The following is an 18,844-nucleotide window of genomic DNA, read 5'->3' on the forward strand; positions in this document are numbered from 1 at the left end:
GTTAACGGTAATTACAACCGTATGGACCCGGTTGGTTACAAGGCGTTACTGTCGAACTCAGGCTCACAAAGCTATCCGATGAACCTGTCGTTGCGCCAGGACTTCCGCTTGTCTGACCGCCTCCATTGCCGCCGCCATTGCCACCGCCGTTGCCGCCTCCGTTGCCACCGCCGTTACCGCCTCCGTTGCCACCGCCATTACCGCCTCCGTTGCCACCGCCATTACCGCCTCCATTGCCACCGCCATTACCGCCTCCATTGCCACCGCCATTACCGCCTCCGTTGCCACCGCCGTGACCGCCTCCATGCCCGTGACCGTGGCCACCACCGTGTCCGCCACCTTCACCGCCGCCGTTACCGCCGCCCATGCCACCACCGTGACCGCCGCCCATGCCACCACCGTGGCCGCCGCCGTGGCCGCCGCCGTTACCGCCGCCCATGCCACCACCGTGACCGCCGCCGTTACCGCCGCCCATGCCACCACCGTGACCGCCGCCGTTACCGCCGCCCATGCCACCACCGTGACCGCCGCCGTTGTCGCCGCCCATGCCACCACCGTGGCCACCGCCGTTACCGCCGCCTATGCCACCACCGTGACCGCCGCCGATGCCGCCGCCCATGCCACCACCGTGACCGCCGCCAATACCGCCACCGACACCGCCGCCTATGCCACCACCGTGACCGCCGCCAATACCGCCACCGACACCGCCGCCTATGCCACCACCGTGACCGCCGCCGTTGCCGCCGCCAATACCACCACCGACACCGCCGCCAATGCCGCCACCGTGACCGCCTCCATTGCCGCCGCCAATACCACCACCGACACCGCCGCCAATGCCGCCACCGTGACCGCCTCCATTGCCACCGCCGTTACCGCCTCCATTGCCGCCTCCATTGCCACCGCCGTTGCCGCCTCCATTGCCGCCTCCGTTACCGCCGCCGTTGCCGCCTCCGTTACCGCCTCCGTTACCGCCTCCATCACCGCCGCCGTTGCCGCCTCCATTGCCGCCTCCGTTGCCACCGCCGTTACCGCCTCCGTTGCCGCCTCCGTTGCCGCCGCCGTTGCCACCGCCGTTACCGCCTCCGTTGCCGCCTCCGTTGCCACCGCCGTTACCGCCTCCGTTGCCGCCGCCGTTGCCACCGCCGTTGCCACCGCCGTTACCGCCTCCGTTGCCACTTCCGCCGCCGTGACCGCCGCCGTTATCGCCGCCGCCACCGTTGCCATTCGCGTTCCCGTTACCATTATTCCCGCTTCCGTTGCCACCACCTCCATTGCCATTTCCATTGCCGTTGTTACCGTTGCCGTTACCGCTCTGACCGCTATTACCACCGCCGTTACCATTCGCCGCTACGGCATATATTGTGGTTGCCGGGTATAAAACGGTGAGCGCCACTATTATGGCGATTTGCTTCATTTTCATGATAAGCCCTTTCACGCGTTATTAGTTGCTGTGTGCTATTGCCGTAATAACCGATCGCTCGCTAATCAATAAATTCAGGTCGGTATTCATCACGACACCCGTTCACAAATTACAAATTTTCCAGGCGATAGAAATCGACATTCAAGAAGCTGAATGATCAATTATTCAAGAGGTTACAAACATAATAAAAAGCAAATGACACGTGGGCGAATAAAACAAACAGCCATCCACAGCAATCAATAAGATTGTGTCTACTAATAAATGTCAGTGTCAGAACCATGAGTAATTATCACAATTACTTGCGGCTTCGTTATTCTGCATTTAGTCGGGATGTGTCGTTCTATAAAATATCGTGAAGATATACCGCCTCACCATATCAATGGTATCGTCATAGAAATATGTAAAGTTCTTACATCGATTTAATGCTGGTCTCGATGCTATATGGATGAGTATGCATATTTGATAAGCATGAGGATCTCATAATAAAGTTTGATTTAATTTTCACAGTATCAACCTTTAGTATTAACAGCTCACTATCACCTGCATTCGGATAACTTAACCAGAAAACAAAGCGTTAAAAAATCGTGGGCACAACGAAAGTGTTAAAAACGACAAATATCATGCAAATTCATCATACAAAATGGATAAGAGAAGGCTGATAGACAATTTCAATAAGACATAAAAACCTTAGATAACATAAAATTAAAAACAAAAAGAGAGATTATGTATGATCATTAAGATATGATGTTAAAAGCTTAAGAAACATGCTTTATTTACATTTTGCAATTTATTTTTACATCTTGTTTCACGATTATTTCTTGCTTTAGAATTGGTAGCGTCTAAATTTTAAATTAAGCAGACATGTCTTTTAATTATTAATTCTTAACATTTGTCAAAACAGCAGCCACATTTCAGTAATGCTTAACAAGATACCTTTATAATTTTGCCTGCTGTAAAAAAATTAGGGGTCTCATCATGCAAAAAGAGCTCACGTTAACGAACCAGACTCTTTCACTCATCACCAGGCCGTCACTTCAGTCCTGTGCCCTTTCTCAGAGCCTGAAAAAGACGTTAAGGATGAATAGTAAAATCATTAATATTCACATGGTTAGCCTGGATAATTTATCGGATGGTATCGTGCTTTTTGACATGATCGAAATCGATAAAAAGCTGGTCAAGGCCTGGCAGGAAGAACTCTGTAAAATTAATAGCGGTATAAAGCTCTTACTTTTCAATACCCCTGAAGATTATGCTTATCAGGAGATTGAAAGCTGGCCGCATATTAACGGCATCTTTTATGCGCATGATGAAGAACACTTTCTGGTCAAAGGGTTACAGAAAGTGATGGAGGGAGAATGCTACTTTTCACGTAAGCTCGCGAGCTACCTGATTATGCATTCCGGTAATTATCGTTACGATAATCAGGAGAGTACGATCCTGACATTCCGGGAGAAAGAGATCCTGAACAAACTGCGCATTGGCGCTTCTAACATCGAAATTGCGCAGTCGCTATTTATTAGCGAAAGCACGGTGAAAACACATCTATATCATCTATTTAAAAAGATCTCGGTCAAGAACCGTACCCAGGCCGTATCCTGGGCGAACGATAATTTTAAGAACTAATGCACTACCACAGCAATAAAAAAGCGGCGACAGGATTTTCCCCTGCCGCCGCTTTTCACATGTAATAGGTCTACTACAGCGCCGATTCGTTCGACGGTTCCGCTTTCGCTTTACGATTCGCCAGCCACAGCCCGCTGTTTTTCATCGCATAGCCGAAGATCAACCCCACTGCCAGCGACGAAACGACCAGACGCCAGTTCCCCTGCCCCGCAAAAGTGGCACAGGCACCAATAAAAGTACCCGGGACAAACGAGAGCAGCAGCTGCTTCGCCTGGATACACATCAGGAACGCGACAATACCCGTCACGACGTAACCCAAAATTTCCAGATGGGGAGCCAGCGCGCTGCCATAGATAATAACCAGTGCCCAGATGACACCGCTCATTGTCGTACAGGCAGAAATAGCCAACGCTTTCAGCCCATCATGCGGGCAGGCGAAATAAGCCGTACAGCCTAAGAATCCGGCCCAGCTTAGTAAACCCAGAGACACGGCAACCCATCCCCAAAGACCGGAGAGAATGCCTGTTGTGATTGCAATAGCGAAGATAACGTTCATGGCGAGCATCTTAGCAGATGCCTGGCTTTTTGATGAGATCATGAGCACAGATTGCTCATGATCTTTATTTCAGTTGCATAGAATATGTGATTTAAATCACTCTTCTTCACTTTCCTGCAGTTCGTCCCACATCGCAGCAATGGCTTCACGCGTTAGCGGTGCCATCGTACGCCAGAACGCAGTGGTGGCGTGGGCTTCAACCTTGCCAAGGAAACTTTCAAACCACGGCAGAATAAACTCACCGAACAAGGTTTCCAGTGCTTCGGTATCGTCATCTTCCGCTTTGTCTTCCAGCCAGGAAGCTGCCAGCAGCAACGTACCGATCTGGTCAGCTGGGCTGTCCCCTAACGGCATTCCCCATTCGGTCAGAAAAGTGCGAACTTCCGCCTCCGTCGCCCCTTCTACCCACGCGCTACGGCACGGTGAAACGCTGCAGTCATCACCCACGAACAGCGCATTATAGTCAGCGGCAATCTGCTGGATATCACAGCTTTTTTGCAGACGAGCCAGCAGTTCATTCTGCTCCAGTGGCCAGTCCGCGGCCAGTTTACCGTCGCGAATCACGGTAAACAGCGGCACCAGCAGTGGGTCCTGCGGTTGACGATAGTACAGCGAGCCAAGCACGCGGCAGATGATTGAAAACTCGTTCATTGGTTAATCCATTCAGTCATTAAAATTCAGCAAATTCAGGAATCGGCGGCATACCGCGCGATTCAAGGAAATTCAGGAAACGTCGTGGGGTGACGTTAAGGATCCTATCCTGCGGGAACTCCACGGCGTCAAGGATCTTCTGGCATTCGGTAAATTCACCCAGCGTAAAGGCGGTGTGTGAATCAGAGCCCAGCGCCAGCCAGCCCCCCGCATCGCGCACGGCTGCAGCAATAGCGCGGCAGCTGCTCTCACTGCCGATGCGCGAACTCACAAAGGAAGAGTTATTAATTTCCAGCGCCACATGATACTTCGCTGCTGCTGCTGCGATAGCCGGAATATCAACCGGGAATTTCGGGTTACCCGGGTGACTAATCATATGAACGTGGCCGCTGGCCATTGCCGCAATCATCGCCTCGGTATGCGTCGCCTTATCCTGCGGCGCAAAAACCGGCTCATGAAAACCGGCAATGATAAAATCGAGCGATGTCAGCATCGGCCCAGAGCAGTCAATCTCGCCCGCGGTGTTTTTGATATTCGACTCGATACCGCGCAGGATCCCGACCCCATCAACAATACGCGGCCAGATGCGCATGTTCACGAAGTGCCAGTAGTGCGGGGCATCGGCCATATCCGGGCCGTGATCGGTGATGGCGAAGAGTTTAATTCCCTTGCGCTTCGCCTCGGCGATATAGTCGTGCAGCGTACTGTAGGCATGCGTGCTGGCAACGGTGTGCATATGTAGGTCAACAGGATACATCACATTCTCCTTTCTCGTGGTAAGCCAAGGATAGCAGGAAACCCTCATGTTTATTAGCCAGGGACATCAATAGCCGCGCACGCGATCGACCTGCCCGCTTGGCTGTTCACCGCGCTCAAGCTGCGTGATAGTCCGGGCAATATAGGCAATCGCCTCTTTAGGGCGAGTCACGGCGGCAACATGAGGCGTCATCGTTACGCGCGGATGCTGCCAGAGCGGGCTTTCCTGCGGCAGCGGCTCACGGCTAAAGACGTCCAGCATTGCCGCCTTCAGCTTGCCACTGTCGAGTGCTGCCAGCAGATCGTCTTCCACAACGTGAACGCCGCGCGCCAGGTTCAGCACATAGCTATTATCCGGGAGTTGGGACAGATTCTGACGGTTAATAATCCCCACCGTTTCCGCAGTGTTAGGCAGCAGATTAATCAGCACCCGCGTCCCTTGTAAAAAGGCATTCAGCTCGGCTTCCCCGGCAAAGCTCGTCACCTGCGGCCATTCCTTACGGCTACGGCTCCAGCAGCGAACCGGGAAGCCCCACGCCAGTAGGCTCTCAGCGACTTTTGAACCCAGCACGCCCGCGCCCATAATACCGATGGCAAATTCGTCGTGGGTGTAATCCGGCAGTGGCTGCCAGCTGGACTGACGCTGCAGCGCCTGATAGTCATCAAAGCGACGGAACCAGTGTAGTACCTGGCTGACCGCGTACTCCTGCATTTGAATGCCCATACCGGTGTCTTCCAGGCGGAAGAGCGGGATAGATTCCGGCAGCATTTCCGGATGCGCCTTGAGCTTGCTGAGGATCGAGTCAACGCCAGCCCCCAGAGCGAACACGGCTTTAAGACTGCGGCCTTGCAGCATTTCCACCGGCGGATGCCACACCAGCGCGTAGTCGGCAGGTGCATCATCGCCACGCTGCCAGCCGCGAATGCGGGCATTCGGCAGCAATTTGCTTAGCTCGGCAATCCAATAAGGGGTATCAAACGTGGGGTGATAAAAGATGATCTCCATAATGACTCCTGCTCAGTGCACCGTTACCGGGATGGATCGGCGCTGTTTTTGATTATTTTTGTGGTTTAACAGAATAACAAATTTCTTTTGCCTGTCCCGGAAAATGCGGAGGCGATCGCAAAAAATACGATTTATGTCTGTTTAAGAAGCATGTTGGTTGAAGTTTGTGTAAACGCACGATTTTTTTAAAAAGTTTATTGACGGTGAGGAGCCTTTTCCCTACATTAGCGCTCGTCCCAGCAACACGGGACAACAATATGGTGAGGTGTCCGAGTGGCTGAAGGAGCACGCCTGGAAAGTGTGTATACGGCAACGTATCCGGGGTTCGAATCCCCGCCTCACCGCCATATTTGAGAAAGAGCTCGTACGAAAGTACGGGCTTTTTTTTCGCCTATTGCACAGGGCCAGCATCAATACCGCCGACCCCGAGCTACATTCAAACCGTAGCCCGGCCAAGCGCAGCGCCGCCGGGAATCGCTCATCACCCCACCGGACGCACAAAGCCAATACAAACGGTCTGAACGTCATGAGACGGGTCCGTCTGAAAATCGATCGGTATCTTCATATCAATTTGCATATGCGGCCACGCCTGTAGAGCCGTACCAAAATGTTCCGTGGAACATGAGCCCCCTACGCGGCCAATCAGCGCAACACCATCATGCAACAACTGCGCGCGACGAATATCCGCACTGTAGATATTTGGCTGCGTGATGTTGTTCCATTTGGTGATGATTTTAGGCCGGGAAGGAACGTAAAACGTTAACCATTCTGCCAGACGCTCCCCACCGACATACTTCAGCGGAGTACCGTAGCGTTGAAACCAGAGGCGGTTTACCGTATCGCTGAACGGGATAACACCGCTCATCTTTTGCCCTGCATTAGCCACGTTGGCGTACATCACACCACAGTAACCCGCAAGGACCAGCAGTGCAGCACTGAATAAAGTTACAAACGCGGCGCGTGGAACGATGACGGACGTTCGGTTGACGCAGCTGATCATTAGCGCCGGTGCCAGAATGAAAAAAGGCTGCAGCCATTCAGTTAATCTGCCGCTGTTGAAGAAGAAAAACCAACAGCAAAGCGCTGTCAGCGGAATCAGGTAGACTCCCAGCACCACCCGACCTTCCCATGACGCTGGCCAGCGTAAGCGCACGCCACAAAAATAGAGAATAGCGACAGAAATCAGCAGGGGGTAAAAAATGGATATTAAGCAGGTAAAAAGCCCCGGATTAATCCCTGGGTGCATTTCTGAATTTACCCAATGTAGCGCAGCAAAGTTATGCGCCTGTAGCCACAGGATATTAGGGGTAATTAACAGTACGCCTAATGCTAACGCACAATACCAGACAATATGCCGATAACAGCGACGAATATCCGCCACAACAAGCGTTGAGAGAAAAACAGACCCGACCAGAATCAACGTAGAATATTTTGACATGGTTGCCAGTCCGGCCAATAGAGCAAAGGCAAGCCACCAATACGGGCTTCGGCTAATAGCCTGTAGATAGCAATACATCATCCACGGCCATAGCATCACCAACAGATAATTATCGTTGTAGCTGATGATATCAAAGTTAATTAACCCTGATAAATTAAGGGTTAACAATGCCACCCAGGCCAGCTTTTTGCTGCCAGTAAGCCTGTGTGCAAATACCCAACTGCCGACCATCCCTATTGCAATGGCAAGAAAATGCGCAGCATACCAGTAAATATGCGCGGGTAAATGGAGTGCAGACTGCATGACCAGGCCGACCAGCCACGGATTTTTTGGCGAGCCCCATTCGGCGTTTTGCGCCCAATTTAGTGCCTCTACGGCATCATAGGGCACCGCGGGATCGAGTGATACCGTGACGATAGTCCACAGTACGGCATACAGCGATACCCAGAGTATAACCCATCGTAAGTTCATTATTTTTACCGGACAAATATTCAACCTCTCGAGCTTAGAGTTATCCCTCATAAAAAGTATAAACAGAGATTCAATGAGATGCTTATTTATGACCCACTGAAATAGTAAAAATAACAACGTTATCCGGATGACACATTTTAAAATATATCATCAAAATAATTAGTCACAATTTGTTAGATGTAATAGTACAAACAGAACACCGTAGAATATCTCTTTTAATCATTGCCGCGTCCTGGTTACTGCGGCACCTCATCCGCCGGTACCTGTGCCGCAATCTCTTCCGCAATACCAAACCGTTCCACCAGCAGTGCCTTTTGCTGACGGTGCGACAACGTCTCGAACGTCTCCTTCCCTCTGGCTTCTCTGAAAACCTTTTCACCTTTTACTATCCCGGTAATCGAATCATGACCCGCCAGACGAATCAGCAGCGCGCCGTCAAAGCGGCTGCTGTGGCGACTGCGTTCATGTCGCTGCGGGTATTCCGTTTCGGCAGCATCCATCTCCAGCAGTTGGCAATCTATGCGTGAACGCCCCAGCGGTTTCCAGTTCACACACCAGAATCCCTCATCACGGTGCACCCGCGTGCCCCATACCGGATGCGTGGAGTGCCAGGCCTGCAACGGTAACGGCTGGCCGTGAAGCATCGTGGTGTCGACAATAAAAAGAGTGTTATCCAGAGGAACAAACAACGTGCCGTGCCCAGGGGAGTCTGCACTTACCGGGCGCGGTGAGCGCATCGTGGACAGGCCAAACTGTACGGGGAATCCCACGGCTTTCAGCAACGCATATAGCGCGCCGTGGCTCGCCCAGCAGGTGCCACCGGTGCCAAAGCGCAGCCAGTGTGAAAAGAAATCCTCCGGCGTAAAGCCCGGTAAGGCGCCCTGAATGCCCTGCGATACCAGGATTCGTTTACGAATATTGTCGAACGGTACGGAACGGCACCACGCCTGGTAAATCTGCCCCAACCCAGACTCACTAACCGCCGGATAAGCGCGAAAACCCATTTTTTCAAGCGCCTGTTCGGCAAGCGCTGGCGGGATATCAATAGGAACATTATGTGAATTCATCATTTACCTGCGGCGTGTTTCAGACCGTCGAAAAAGAGCAACGGAGCATCAATATCACAACCCGCACGCGATTGTAAATGAAATGTAAATTCACTCTTCGATCATCAGCGCATACTCCTCGCTGAGGAAATCCACCAGCGCGCGCACCGCAGGCAGCAGCCCTCGCCGTGAAGGGAAGACCGCGTGAATCACCTCCCGCTTCGGTTCCCAATCATCGAGCACGCGCACCAGCGATCCATTGGCCAGCTGTTCTCTCGCCATCAGGATCGGCAGCTGCACCACCCCGACACCCGCCACCGCCGCCTCACGCAGCGCCAGCATATCGCTGGTCGTCAGCCGTGGTGTAAAGTGCACCTCGGCCTTTGCGCCATCCGGGCCATGTAGCGACCAGCGATGCACATGCTTGCCTGCCGACATGCTTAACCCCGGCCAGCGACTGAGTTCGTCCGGCACCTGCGGCTTACCCATCTTCGCCACCAGCGACGGGCTGGCGACGAGACAGTGACCGCGGTCCGCGAGTACGCGCATCACCAGGTCGCTGTCATCAAAAGGACGCGGCCTGACGCGAATCGCCACATCAATCCCCTCCGCCACCAGATCCACCCGTCGGTTTGTCGCTTCAAGCTGAATCTGCACGCCCGGATAACGCACCATAAAGCGCGCCAGCATCGGCCCAACGTGCACATGCAACAGCGTGACCGGGCAGGTCAGCTTCACGCAGCCTCTCGGCTCTGCCTGGAGCACAGCAATCGCCTCCTGCGCTGCCTCTGCCTCAATCAACATCGCTTTACAGTGTTGATAAAACGTCTGCCCAACTTCCGTCACCGTGAACTGCCGGGTGGTGCGCTGGATCAGCCGCACCCCAAGCTGCTCTTCCAGTTGCGCAATGCGTCGGCTGAGCTTTGACTTTGGCATATCCAGCGCGCGCCCCGCCGCAGCGAAGCCGCCGTTGTCCACCACGTGAACAAACCACGCGAAATCATTGAGATCCTGCATCACCACCTCATTGTTCTATTTTTGCAACAGTGTAGGTCATTTCCGCTATCTACCGAGTCATTACATCTGAATATAAGCTAATCCACATCAAAGCTCATTACGCAGGAGAAACAAATGAAACAGATTACGGGCGTTTATACCGCGCCACGTCCGCACTGGGTGGGTGATGGCTTCCCGGTTCGTTCGTTATTTTCCTATCAGTCTCACGGTGAAAGCCTGAGTCCTTTCCTGCTGCTCGACTATGCCGGGCCATACAGCTTCCCGGCAGACGGTGCGAAGCGCGGGGTGGGAGAACATCCACACCATGGGTTCGAGACGGTCACGATCGTCTACGCCGGGGAAGTAGAGCATCGGGATTCCACCGGTAAAGGCGGCGTGATTGGCCCGGGTGACGTGCAGTGGATGACCGCAGGCTCCGGCATTCTGCATCAGGAATTTCACTCGGCGGAGTTTGCCCGTCGCGGCGGCGAACTGAAGATGATCCAGCTGTGGGTCAATCTGCCAGCGAAGGACAAGATGACCGCACCGGGCTACCAGAGTATTGAAGCGGCCGCGATTCCAACGGTAGAGCTGCCGGATAACAGCTGGTCGCTGCGGGTGATTGCCGGTCACTACCAGGAGGCAGTTGGCCCGGCCAACACCTTCTCACCGCTGAACGTCTGGGATATGCAGCTTCAGGAAGGTAAAGAGGTCTCTTTCGAGCAGCTTGACGGCTGGAGCACTGCCCTGGTGGTGCTGGAAGGTAGCGTCACGGTGAACGGCGAAACTCCCGCTCAGGAAGCGCAGCTAGTCGTACTCAGCCAGGAAGGTAAGCGCGTTCATCTGCACGCCGGCAGCGACGCCAAATTGCTGGTGCTGGCAGGCGCGCCGCTCAACGAACCGATTGTGGGCTATGGCCCCTTCGTGATGAACAGTAAAACCGAGATCGACGAAGCCATTCGCGATTTTAACTCCGGCCGCTTTGGTCAAATCTGATAATACAGAGGTGAATAACATGTCTACTCCAGCAAATTTCAACGGCGCGCGTCCAGTGATTGATGTTAACGATGCGGTGATGCTGTTAATCGACCATCAGAGCGGCCTGTTCCAGACGGTGGGCGATATGCCGATGCCAGAGCTGCGCGCTCGCGCTGCGGCACTGGCGAAAATGGCGACGCTTGCCGGACTGCCGGTGATCACCACCGCCTCAGTGCCGCAAGGTCCGAACGGTCCGCTGATCCCGGAGATTCACGAAAATGCACCGCATGCGCACTATATTGCGCGTAAAGGCGAGATTAACGCCTGGGATAACCCGGAGTTCGTGGCTGCCGTGAAGGCCACGGGTCGCAAAACGTTAATTATCGCCGGGACGATCACCAGCGTCTGCATGGCCTTCCCAGCTATTGCCGCCGTCGCCGATGGTTATAAAGTGTTTGCGGTCATTGATGCTTCCGGCACCTACAGCAAGATGGCGCAGGAAGTGACGCTGGCCCGCGTGGCGCAGGCAGGCGTAGTGCCAATGGATACCGCGGCGGTCGCCTCTGAACTGCAGCGTACCTGGAACCGCCCGGATGCCGCCGAATGGGCCGAGGTGTATACCAAAATCTTCCCGGCGTATCAGCTGTTGATTGAAAGCTACGCAAAGGCGCAGGACGTCGTGAAAAACAACGAACAGCTTGATTCTCAGCGTTAACCCACCCGCCCCGCCGCTTTTCGGCGGGGCGGTGTTCATTGCTTAACCGAACGATAAATAAATCTGAATTTATGCTTGACCGTTTCAGGTCAACTCCCTATAGTAGCGCCCCGTTGACCACCTACGGTGAGCAGCAAAACAATATGGTGAGGTGTCCGAGTGGCTGAAGGAGCACGCCTGGAAAGTGTGTATACGGCAACGTATCCGGGGTTCGAATCCCCGCCTCACCGCCATCTTTGAGAAAGAGCTCGTACGAAAGTACGGGCTTTTTTTTCGCCTATTGCACAGGGCCAGCACCAATACCGCCTGTTCCCCGGGGTCGGCGTAAACGCCTCGCCGGGGCTACATTCAAATCGTAGCCCGGCCAAGCGCAGCGCCGCCGGGAATCGCTCGGTCTACCTCACCGCCACCCTATCCGCCACCTGCGCCGCCAGCCGCAAAGACTCCGCCGTCAGGGGCGAATCGACGCGAATCCGCAGTTGCCCAACGATCCGCCCCTGAATCGGCTCGCAGCTGCTGTACACCAGTTGCGGGCTGCCACCGAGCGCCCGCGCAATCTGTTGCAAATCCGGCTCCCGCCCGTTAACGCCGTTAAAATGCAGCGTGATCAGTTGCTGTCCTTCGGCTAACAGACAGCGATTCTCCTCGCGCCCGTGATGCAACGTGCCCAGCATCCCGCGCGTCACTTCATGCTGCGGGTCGCCAAACACCTGCCACACCGCCCCTTGCTCAATCACCCTGCCCTTTTCCAGCACCGCGACTCGATCGCAGAGCGTACGGATCACGTCCATCTCGTGAGTAATCAGGATGATCGTCAACCCCAGCCGCTGATTAATCTCTTTGAGCAGGCTAAGTACCGCCAGCGTGTTTTCCGGGTCGAGCGCCGAGGTCGCCTCATCGCACAGCAAAATCTCCGGCTGCGTGACTAGCGCCCTCGCTATCCCAGTGCGCTGCTTTTGCCCACCGGAAAGCTGGCCAGGAAAGCTATTGCGCAGCGACTCCAGCCCCACCAGCCGCAGCATATCGTCAACGCGATGCCGACGTTCGGCGGCAGGGATACCCGCCATACGCAGCGGCAGCTCGACGTTCTCCGCCACCGTTTTGGTGGCGTGCAGATTGAAGTGCTGGAAAATCATCGCCACCCGGCGTCGCAAATCCCGCAACTGCCCGCGTGCGCCTTCACCAATGGGCACACCGCTTATCGTCATCTCCCCTCGGTCAGCGTTCTCCAGGCGGTTAAACAGCCGCAGCAGCGTCGATTTTCCCGCGCCGCTGCGCCCGATAATGCCAAAGATCTCCCCGGCCTGAATCTCCAGGTTGATATCGTCAAGCGCCTGCACACCGTTCGGGTATGCTTTGCTAATCCCGCGCAGGCGGATATGTTGTGTCATGGTCGTCACTCCTAAAATCCGGGCGCAATTTTTCCCTTGTACCGGGTCAGAATAAACTGGCGCACCGCATCGGAATTCAGCGCCTTCGCCAGTTTCTGAATACCGGGATCGTTGATGTTATCCGGGCGAGCGACCAGATATTCGACGTACAGACTTTTCCCCTTTTCCACAATCAGCGCTTTATCGGTATCAATTCCGGCTTCCAGCGCATAGTTGGCAAAGATAAACGCCAGATCAACCTGGCTTACCGCCCGTGCCAGCATCGCCCCTTCCAGCGGACGAATTTTGAAATGGTGCGGGTTGGCGGTGATATCTTTCTCCGTCGACTGAGGATCTTCCGGGCTCTTGAGCGTAATAAGCCCAGCCTCGCTGAGCAGCACCAGCGCCCGGCCAGTATTCACCGGATCGTTAGGGATCGCGATGCGCGCGCCATCCGGCAGGTCCTTAATGCTGGTGTATTTGGTCGAGTACGCGCCAAATGGCTCGATATGCACGCCCACCACCGGCAGCAGATTGGTATGGCGTGTCTTGTTATAATCATCGAGGAACGGACGATACTGGTAGTAGTTCGCATCCAGATTCTTTTCAGCAAGCTGCTGGTTTGGCTGAATAAAATCATTAAAGACTTTAATCTTCAGGTCCACCCCTTCTTTTGCCAGCTGCGGCTTCACAAAATTCAGAATTTCAGCATGCGGCACCGGCGTCGCGCCCACCACCAGGGTTTCATTGGCCGCCGCAGATAAAGAGAACAGCGCCATCAGCCCGGCTATCACGGTTTTTTTCATCATTTCATCCTGTCTATTATCTTATTTACGGCTCATGCGGCGCACCAGGCGGTCGCCGCTCATTTGAAGAATTTGTACCAGCGCAATCAGCAGTACGACCGTCACCGCCATCACGTCAGTCTGAAAACGCTGATAGCCAAAGCGAATCGCCAGGTCGCCTAAACCACCGCCGCCAATCACCCCGGCCATCGAGGTGTAATCGACCAGTACAATGGCGGTTACCGTTACCGCTGCTATCAGTCCACCGCGCGACTCCGGCAGCAGGGTGTGCCAGATAAGCTGCCAGGTGTTGCCCCCCATCGCCCAACTGGCCTCCACCAGCCCGTGGTCTACTTCGCGCAACGAGGTCTCAACAAGGCGAGCAAAGAACGGCGCGCAGCCCGCCACCAGCGGCGGAATAGTGCCCTGCACGCCCAGCGAAGTGCCGGTAATTAACGTCGTCAGCGGGATCATCACAATCAGCAGAATGATGAACGGCAGTGAACGCATTACGTTCACCAGCAGAGAAAGCACCCGATGCAGCAGCGGTGCATACAGCAGCCGGGGCTGCCCCGTCAGATAGAGGATGACGCCCAGCGGCAGCCCAATCAGCACCGTAAATCCCAGTGCACAGGCGAGCATCACCAGCGTATCCAGCCCCGCCTGCGCCACATCGTTCCAGTCAATTCCGGCCAGAAAAGCGAGCATGCTCTCTCCTCAGTTCCAGTCGTGACGCGCCGGGCGCTTGCCGTTCAACACCCAGTTGCCCAGCAGGTGATACTTCCAGCGCACCGGATCATGCAGCGTATGCACGCGTCCGTTACGCCAGTGGCGGTCGTAGTTGTAGCGAGGGTGCGTCGAGCGGGTGCCTCCCAACTCAAACAGCCGCGAGGCGGCCTCAAGCGCGGCTTCGGTGGTGAAAATCTTGGCACGCGCCACGGCAATCGATGCCAGTGCCACCGTCTCCTCCGAGAGGTCATGTTTATAGCGATCCAGCACCTTACCGGCCTGCTCCAGCAGCGCATCGGCGGCGGCCAGGCGACTATCGAGCGCGCCAATCTGGTAGACGGTCAGCGGGTCATCCCCCGCCCGTTCGACACCGGCATCAATCCACGGTCGGGCAAACTGATTCACAAAGCTGACGGTATCGTTCAGCGCCGCGCGGGCGATCCCGGCATCTATGGCCGCGGTGGTCAACTGCGCAAACGGCCCGGCGAGCGTTGGCGTGTCGTAGGATTTCCAGGTCGGTATCAGGTTAAACGGCTCCACGTGAAGGTTTTCAGCCAGCACCGTGCCGCTTGAGGTGGTGCGTTGACCCAGGCACGCCCAGTCGTTTACCACCGTCAGCCCCTTTGTCCCGCGCGGTACAAAGGCCAGCTGCGCGTGTCCGTCATCGTCCAGTGCTAGCACCCCGAGCCAATGGGCGTACAACGAACCGGTGCAGTAGCCTTTACGACCGTTTATCCGCAGGCCATCAGCGGTATGGCAAATCCGCGTCTGGATGTCCTGCACCGTTTTGCCGCCGGTTTCCGACAGCGCGTTGGCAAAGCGATAGCCCTTCAGCGCCAGGTCAAAGAAATAGCGCTGCTGCTCTTCATCCCCCTGCAGGCGAATATCCTCAAGCAGGCAGTAGTGGTTCTGCGGAATTTGCCCCAGCGCAGGGTCAGCGGCGGAGATAATGGCAATCACCGCCGCGAGCGTCGCGGCCGACACCTCTGCACCGCCAAAACGGCGCGGCACGGTGATGCCCCACAGCCCGCTATTGGAATAGGCATTAACCACCTCGGGCGGCACCACGCCGCTGAGGTCGCGCTCAGACGCGCCGGGCTGCAGAAAAGCGGCAATCTCGTGAGCGATGCTAATCGCCTCTTCATCGCGGGTAATAACGTGCGCATGGGGTGCCGCGCGGGTGTAGTCGGGGTTTATTTGCGTCTCTGACATAGCATGGTCTCGGGTGGTGTTATCAGCACGGTAAAAATGCAATATCTGATTGATATTCATGCATATCCCATTAAGGAATGAATGATTGCATCTTTTAACTTTTAGGTTATATGTGTTGATAGCAATGTTTATGCCAGCTTTAACAGCCCCGTATTTCAGGCAGTTATGCTTAACCGCGAGTACCAGAGAGTGGGATTTGCAACACGCCGTTGCTGCTGCTGTTGTATTTGCAACAGGCAAAAATAACAAAGCCCGGTTTCCCGGGCTTTGCAGACGTTACAGCGGTTAGTAGTAGGCTTTCAGCGTGCGCTGGCAGAGCGCCGAGCGTACGCAGTCATCTTTGGTGAAGCGAACAATGCCTATCATCTCATCTTCTTCAAAACGGGCCAGCGCATCGCTGAGCCCGGACTGAACGCCGCGCGGCAGGTCACACTGGGTGATGTCCCCATTCACGATAACCGTGACGTTCTCCCCGAGGCGGGTTAAAAACATCTTCATTTGCGCCGCGGTAACGTTCTGAGCCTCATCAAGAATCACCACCGCATTTTCAAATGTACGTCCGCGCATGTAGGCGAACGGCGCGATCTCTACCTTACCAATTTCCGGGCGCAGGCAATATTGCATAAAGGAGGCGCCCAGTCGTTTCACCAGCACGTCATAGACGGGGCGGAAGTAAGGGGCGAATTTCTCCGAGATGTCTCCGGGCAGGAACCCCAGGTCTTCATCGGCCTGAAGGACGGGACGCGTCACGATAATCTTATTCACATCCTTATGAATGAGCGCCTCCGCAGCTTTCGCTGCGCTGATCCAGGTCTTGCCGCAGCCCGCTTCGCCGGTAGCGAAGATCAGCTGCTTACTCTCGATAGCATGCAGGTAGTGGGCCTGAGCGTCATTGCGGGCGGCAATCGGCGAGGTGTCGCGACTATCGCGCGCCATACCGATTGCTTCCACTCCACCACTCATTTGCACAAGCGAGGTGACCGATTCTTCTTCACGTTGTTTGTGGCTGCGTGAGTCACGTCTCAGCACACGTTTTGCTTCGCGATGAGCTTTGATCACTGCTTTTTGTCTTCCCATGGATAGCACCTTGAGTTGTAGGTTTATACACTTCATCCTTCAAGCCGCCTCGGCGTTGGCTGCGCTCGCTCACCCCAGTCACTTACTTTAGTAAGCTCCTGGGGATTCACTCGCTTGCCGCCTTGATGCAACTTGAATGATTTCGTGTATGCATCACACGCGCTGATATCAGCACGATTATGCGCACGAACGTCTGAGGTTTGGCTTCCTTGTAAGCCATAGCAACTGCCTGTCGAAATGACGAATACGCACGGCTACGCGCACCGCGCAATACGTCGGGAACAACGGGTTGAATTCGAATTGGATGAAAAATTGAAGTGACGAAATCGCTGCCGGAGAGAGGGCCTCCGCGCGGGATGGTGCGGGTTGAGGTTCTGCTTAGTCCAGTCAAGGACGCTACCATTCGCGATCTCCATAGTGAAACGGAAACTACCGCTATATTTATTATTACATCCAAATCAACAAAAGATGCAACATAATTTTTACATAAATATAACAATGGCTTTCAGAGATAGCATCTGACATTTATGTGACAGTTTTATATCAATCAGAGGGGAAATGAAAAAAAAGGACTGATTTTTGGCGATATTCTGAAGTTTAGGGGAAATCCCGGGGTCGCTTGCGCTCGCCCGGGCTACAAATGCGCACTGCCGGATGGCGGCGCAAACACCTTATATGGGCTACAAATGCGTGCCTTACAATGTAGCCCGGCCAAGCGTAGCGCCGCCGGGACTGCACTCAGGCCTGCAACAGCGTGCTACCCAGATAGCTCTTATCCGATGCCACCCCCGGCAGCACAAAGAAATACCCGCCGCCAATCGGCTTCACGTACTCCTCGAGCGCTTCACCGTTCAGGCGTTTCTGCACCGTCAGGAACCCTTTTTCAAGGTCGTGCTGGTAGCAGACAAACAGCAGCCCCATATCCAGCTGGCCGGAGTTGGAAATGCCCAGCGAGTAGCTGTATCCCCGACGCATCATCAGGCTCGACTGGGTCTCTTTGGTCCGCGGGTTAGCCAGACGAATGTGGCTGTCCAGTGCAATCACATCGCCGTTCGGGTCGCGGGTGTAGTCCGGCGCATCGTGCTCGTTCTTCATGCCCAGCGGCGCGCCGCTGTGCTTGTCGCGCCCGAAAATCGTCTGCTGCTCCTTGAGCGGCGTACGATCCCAGGACTCAACGTGGAACTGAATAATGCGCACGGCCTGATACGAACCGCCCTTCGCCCACGCCGGTTCCCCCTGATCGCCGGTCACCCACACCACCTCGTCCATCAGCGGCTTATCGCGGCCGTCCGGGTTAGCCGTGCCGTCTTTAAAACCGAGCAGGTTGATTGGTGTCTCTTTCCCTTCGCTGCGCGCCGCGTGGTCGGAGATAAACCCTTCCCGCTTCCAGCGCACGCTGAGCAAGTCCGGCGTGTGCTTGATAATATCGCGCAGCGCGTGGATCACCGTGTCCTGCGTGTTGGCGCAAATCTGCAGCAGCAGGTCGCCGTGGCACAGGGCCGCATCCAGCGCATCGTTCGGGAAGCGCGTCATCTTCTGTAGTTTCTTCGGCGCTTTATCCGCAAGACCAAAACGGCTGTCGAACAGCGACTGGCCGACCGATACCGTCATGGTCAGGTTATCCGGGGCGATAAACGCACCGAGAATGCCGGAGTCCATCGGCGGCAAACGTGGATTCGGTGTATCCGGTGCCGGGCCACCTTTGGTGAGGAAGGCAATGCGGTCGGTCAGCAGACGGAACAGACGTTCAAGGTCTGCTTTATCCGCCGCCAGCACGTCAAATGCCACCAGCATCATCGCGGCCTGCTGCGGCGTCAGTACGCCTGCCTGGTGCTCGCCGTAAAACGGCTGGATTTCCATCCGGCTATTGGTCGTCGGCGCCTCGCTGGCCTTCGCCGCGTGCGCCACTGGGCAACCGCCGGAAATTGCCAGCGCGCCTCCCAGCGCGCCGATCCCTTTTAATAAACGACGACGTGACGGTTCGTTCAGGTCGTCAGAGTGCTGCTTTGCCATCT

The 18,844-nt window shown here is 55.1% G+C and carries 18 protein-coding genes and 2 tRNA genes; 6 read left to right on the top strand and 14 right to left on the bottom strand.

Annotated elements, in window-relative coordinates:
• Positions 1 to 63: 63 nt before the first annotated feature.
• Positions 64 to 324, bottom strand: a complete 261-nt coding sequence (locus HII27_RS02755; RefSeq protein ID WP_185666445.1) for a hypothetical protein — start codon at positions 322 to 324, stop codon at positions 64 to 66.
• Here HII27_RS02755 and HII27_RS02760 point away from each other — a divergent pair.
• Both HII27_RS02760 and csgD read left to right on the top strand, forming a co-directional pair.
• On the top strand, positions 305 to 1,378 hold the full coding sequence (locus HII27_RS02760) for a hypothetical protein (protein WP_185666446.1): 1,074 nt from the start codon (positions 305 to 307) through the stop codon (positions 1,376 to 1,378). The two genes, HII27_RS02755 and HII27_RS02760, sit on opposite strands and share 20 nt — an antisense overlap.
• A 1,014-nt stretch (positions 1,379 to 2,392) precedes the next feature.
• Positions 2,393 to 3,043, top strand: coding sequence for a biofilm master transcriptional regulator CsgD (gene csgD / locus HII27_RS02765; RefSeq protein WP_370631763.1), 651 nt, complete (start codon positions 2,393 to 2,395; stop codon positions 3,041 to 3,043).
• Positions 3,044 to 3,116: 73 nt separating this feature from the next.
• Here csgD and HII27_RS02770 read toward each other — a convergent pair whose 3' ends face one another.
• The 4 genes from HII27_RS02770 to ghrA form a co-directional block, all read right to left on the bottom strand.
• A complete protein-coding gene (locus tag HII27_RS02770; protein WP_185666744.1) occupies positions 3,117 to 3,599 on the bottom strand; it encodes a DUF1097 domain-containing protein in 483 nt (160 codons plus the stop codon).
• Positions 3,600 to 3,695: 96 nt separating this feature from the next.
• Positions 3,696 to 4,250, bottom strand: a complete 555-nt coding sequence (locus HII27_RS02775; protein ID WP_185666448.1) for a TorD/DmsD family molecular chaperone — start codon at positions 4,248 to 4,250, stop codon at positions 3,696 to 3,698.
• Between the two features lie 19 nt (positions 4,251 to 4,269).
• Entirely contained in the window at positions 4,270 to 5,007 is a 738-nt protein-coding gene (locus HII27_RS02780; protein WP_185666449.1) for a phosphatase, read from the bottom strand.
• A gap of 66 nt (positions 5,008 to 5,073) precedes the next feature.
• Complete coding sequence (ghrA, locus tag HII27_RS02785) at positions 5,074 to 6,012, bottom strand: glyoxylate/hydroxypyruvate reductase GhrA (RefSeq protein ID WP_185666450.1); 939 nt, start codon at positions 6,010 to 6,012, stop codon at positions 5,074 to 5,076.
• Between the two features lie 259 nt (positions 6,013 to 6,271).
• On the opposite strand from ghrA, the gene HII27_RS02790 reads away from it, so the two are divergent.
• Positions 6,272 to 6,359 (top strand) — tRNA-Ser (locus tag HII27_RS02790).
• A 134-nt stretch (positions 6,360 to 6,493) separates the two neighbouring features.
• Here the strand turns inward: HII27_RS02790 and HII27_RS02795 are convergent.
• From HII27_RS02795 to HII27_RS02805, 3 genes are all read right to left on the bottom strand, one after another.
• On the bottom strand, positions 6,494 to 7,921 hold the full coding sequence (locus HII27_RS02795) for a glycosyltransferase family 39 protein (RefSeq protein WP_185666451.1): 1,428 nt from the start codon (positions 7,919 to 7,921) through the stop codon (positions 6,494 to 6,496).
• A 236-nt stretch (positions 7,922 to 8,157) separates the two neighbouring features.
• The gene (locus HII27_RS02800; RefSeq protein ID WP_223883133.1) at positions 8,158 to 8,991 is read right to left on the bottom strand and encodes an arylamine N-acetyltransferase family protein; all 834 of its coding nucleotides are present in this window, start codon (positions 8,989 to 8,991) and stop codon (positions 8,158 to 8,160) included.
• A gap of 87 nt (positions 8,992 to 9,078) precedes the next feature.
• Positions 9,079 to 9,990 carry a LysR family transcriptional regulator gene (locus tag HII27_RS02805; RefSeq protein WP_185666452.1) on the bottom strand — a complete coding sequence of 304 codons (912 nt, stop codon included), beginning with the start codon at positions 9,988 to 9,990 and terminating at the stop codon, positions 9,079 to 9,081.
• 108 nt (positions 9,991 to 10,098) lie between these two features.
• Between HII27_RS02805 and HII27_RS02810 the strand changes: the two genes are divergently transcribed.
• From HII27_RS02810 to HII27_RS02820, 3 genes are all read left to right on the top strand, one after another.
• Positions 10,099 to 10,959: a pirin family protein gene (locus tag HII27_RS02810; RefSeq protein WP_185666453.1), complete on the top strand. Its 861-nt coding sequence runs from the start codon at positions 10,099 to 10,101 to the stop codon at positions 10,957 to 10,959.
• Positions 10,960 to 10,978: 19 nt separating this feature from the next.
• On the top strand, positions 10,979 to 11,656 hold the full coding sequence (locus HII27_RS02815) for an isochorismatase family protein (RefSeq protein ID WP_185666454.1): 678 nt from the start codon (positions 10,979 to 10,981) through the stop codon (positions 11,654 to 11,656).
• A gap of 145 nt (positions 11,657 to 11,801) precedes the next feature.
• A tRNA-Ser gene (locus tag HII27_RS02820) sits at positions 11,802 to 11,889 on the top strand.
• Positions 11,890 to 12,051: 162 nt separating this feature from the next.
• On the opposite strand, the gene HII27_RS02825 is transcribed toward HII27_RS02820, so the two are convergent.
• The 6 genes from HII27_RS02825 to efeB all read right to left on the bottom strand — a co-directional run bounded on the left by HII27_RS02825 (position 12,052) and on the right by efeB (position 18,842).
• Positions 12,052 to 13,047: a methionine ABC transporter ATP-binding protein gene (locus HII27_RS02825; protein ID WP_185666455.1), complete on the bottom strand. Its 996-nt coding sequence runs from the start codon at positions 13,045 to 13,047 to the stop codon at positions 12,052 to 12,054.
• An 11-nt stretch (positions 13,048 to 13,058) separates the two neighbouring features.
• Entirely contained in the window at positions 13,059 to 13,832 is a 774-nt protein-coding gene (locus HII27_RS02830; protein WP_185666746.1) for a MetQ/NlpA family ABC transporter substrate-binding protein, read from the bottom strand.
• A gap of 21 nt (positions 13,833 to 13,853) precedes the next feature.
• Positions 13,854 to 14,519 carry a methionine ABC transporter permease gene (locus HII27_RS02835; protein ID WP_185666456.1) on the bottom strand — a complete coding sequence of 222 codons (666 nt, stop codon included), beginning with the start codon at positions 14,517 to 14,519 and terminating at the stop codon, positions 13,854 to 13,856.
• Positions 14,520 to 14,528: 9 nt separating this feature from the next.
• Positions 14,529 to 15,752: an SfnB family sulfur acquisition oxidoreductase gene (locus tag HII27_RS02840; RefSeq protein WP_185666457.1), complete on the bottom strand. Its 1,224-nt coding sequence runs from the start codon at positions 15,750 to 15,752 to the stop codon at positions 14,529 to 14,531.
• Positions 15,753 to 16,037: 285 nt separating this feature from the next.
• Complete coding sequence (gene phoH, locus HII27_RS02845; protein WP_185666458.1) at positions 16,038 to 16,829, bottom strand: phosphate starvation-inducible protein PhoH; 792 nt, start codon at positions 16,827 to 16,829, stop codon at positions 16,038 to 16,040.
• A gap of 738 nt (positions 16,830 to 17,567) precedes the next feature.
• A complete protein-coding gene (gene efeB, locus HII27_RS02850; protein WP_185666459.1) occupies positions 17,568 to 18,842 on the bottom strand; it encodes an iron uptake transporter deferrochelatase/peroxidase subunit in 1,275 nt (424 codons plus the stop codon).
• Positions 18,843 to 18,844: the final 2 nt, after the last annotated feature.

Source organism: Kluyvera sichuanensis (assembly GCF_014218705.1).
Taxonomy (GTDB): Bacteria; Pseudomonadota; Gammaproteobacteria; order Enterobacterales; family Enterobacteriaceae; genus Kluyvera; species Kluyvera sichuanensis.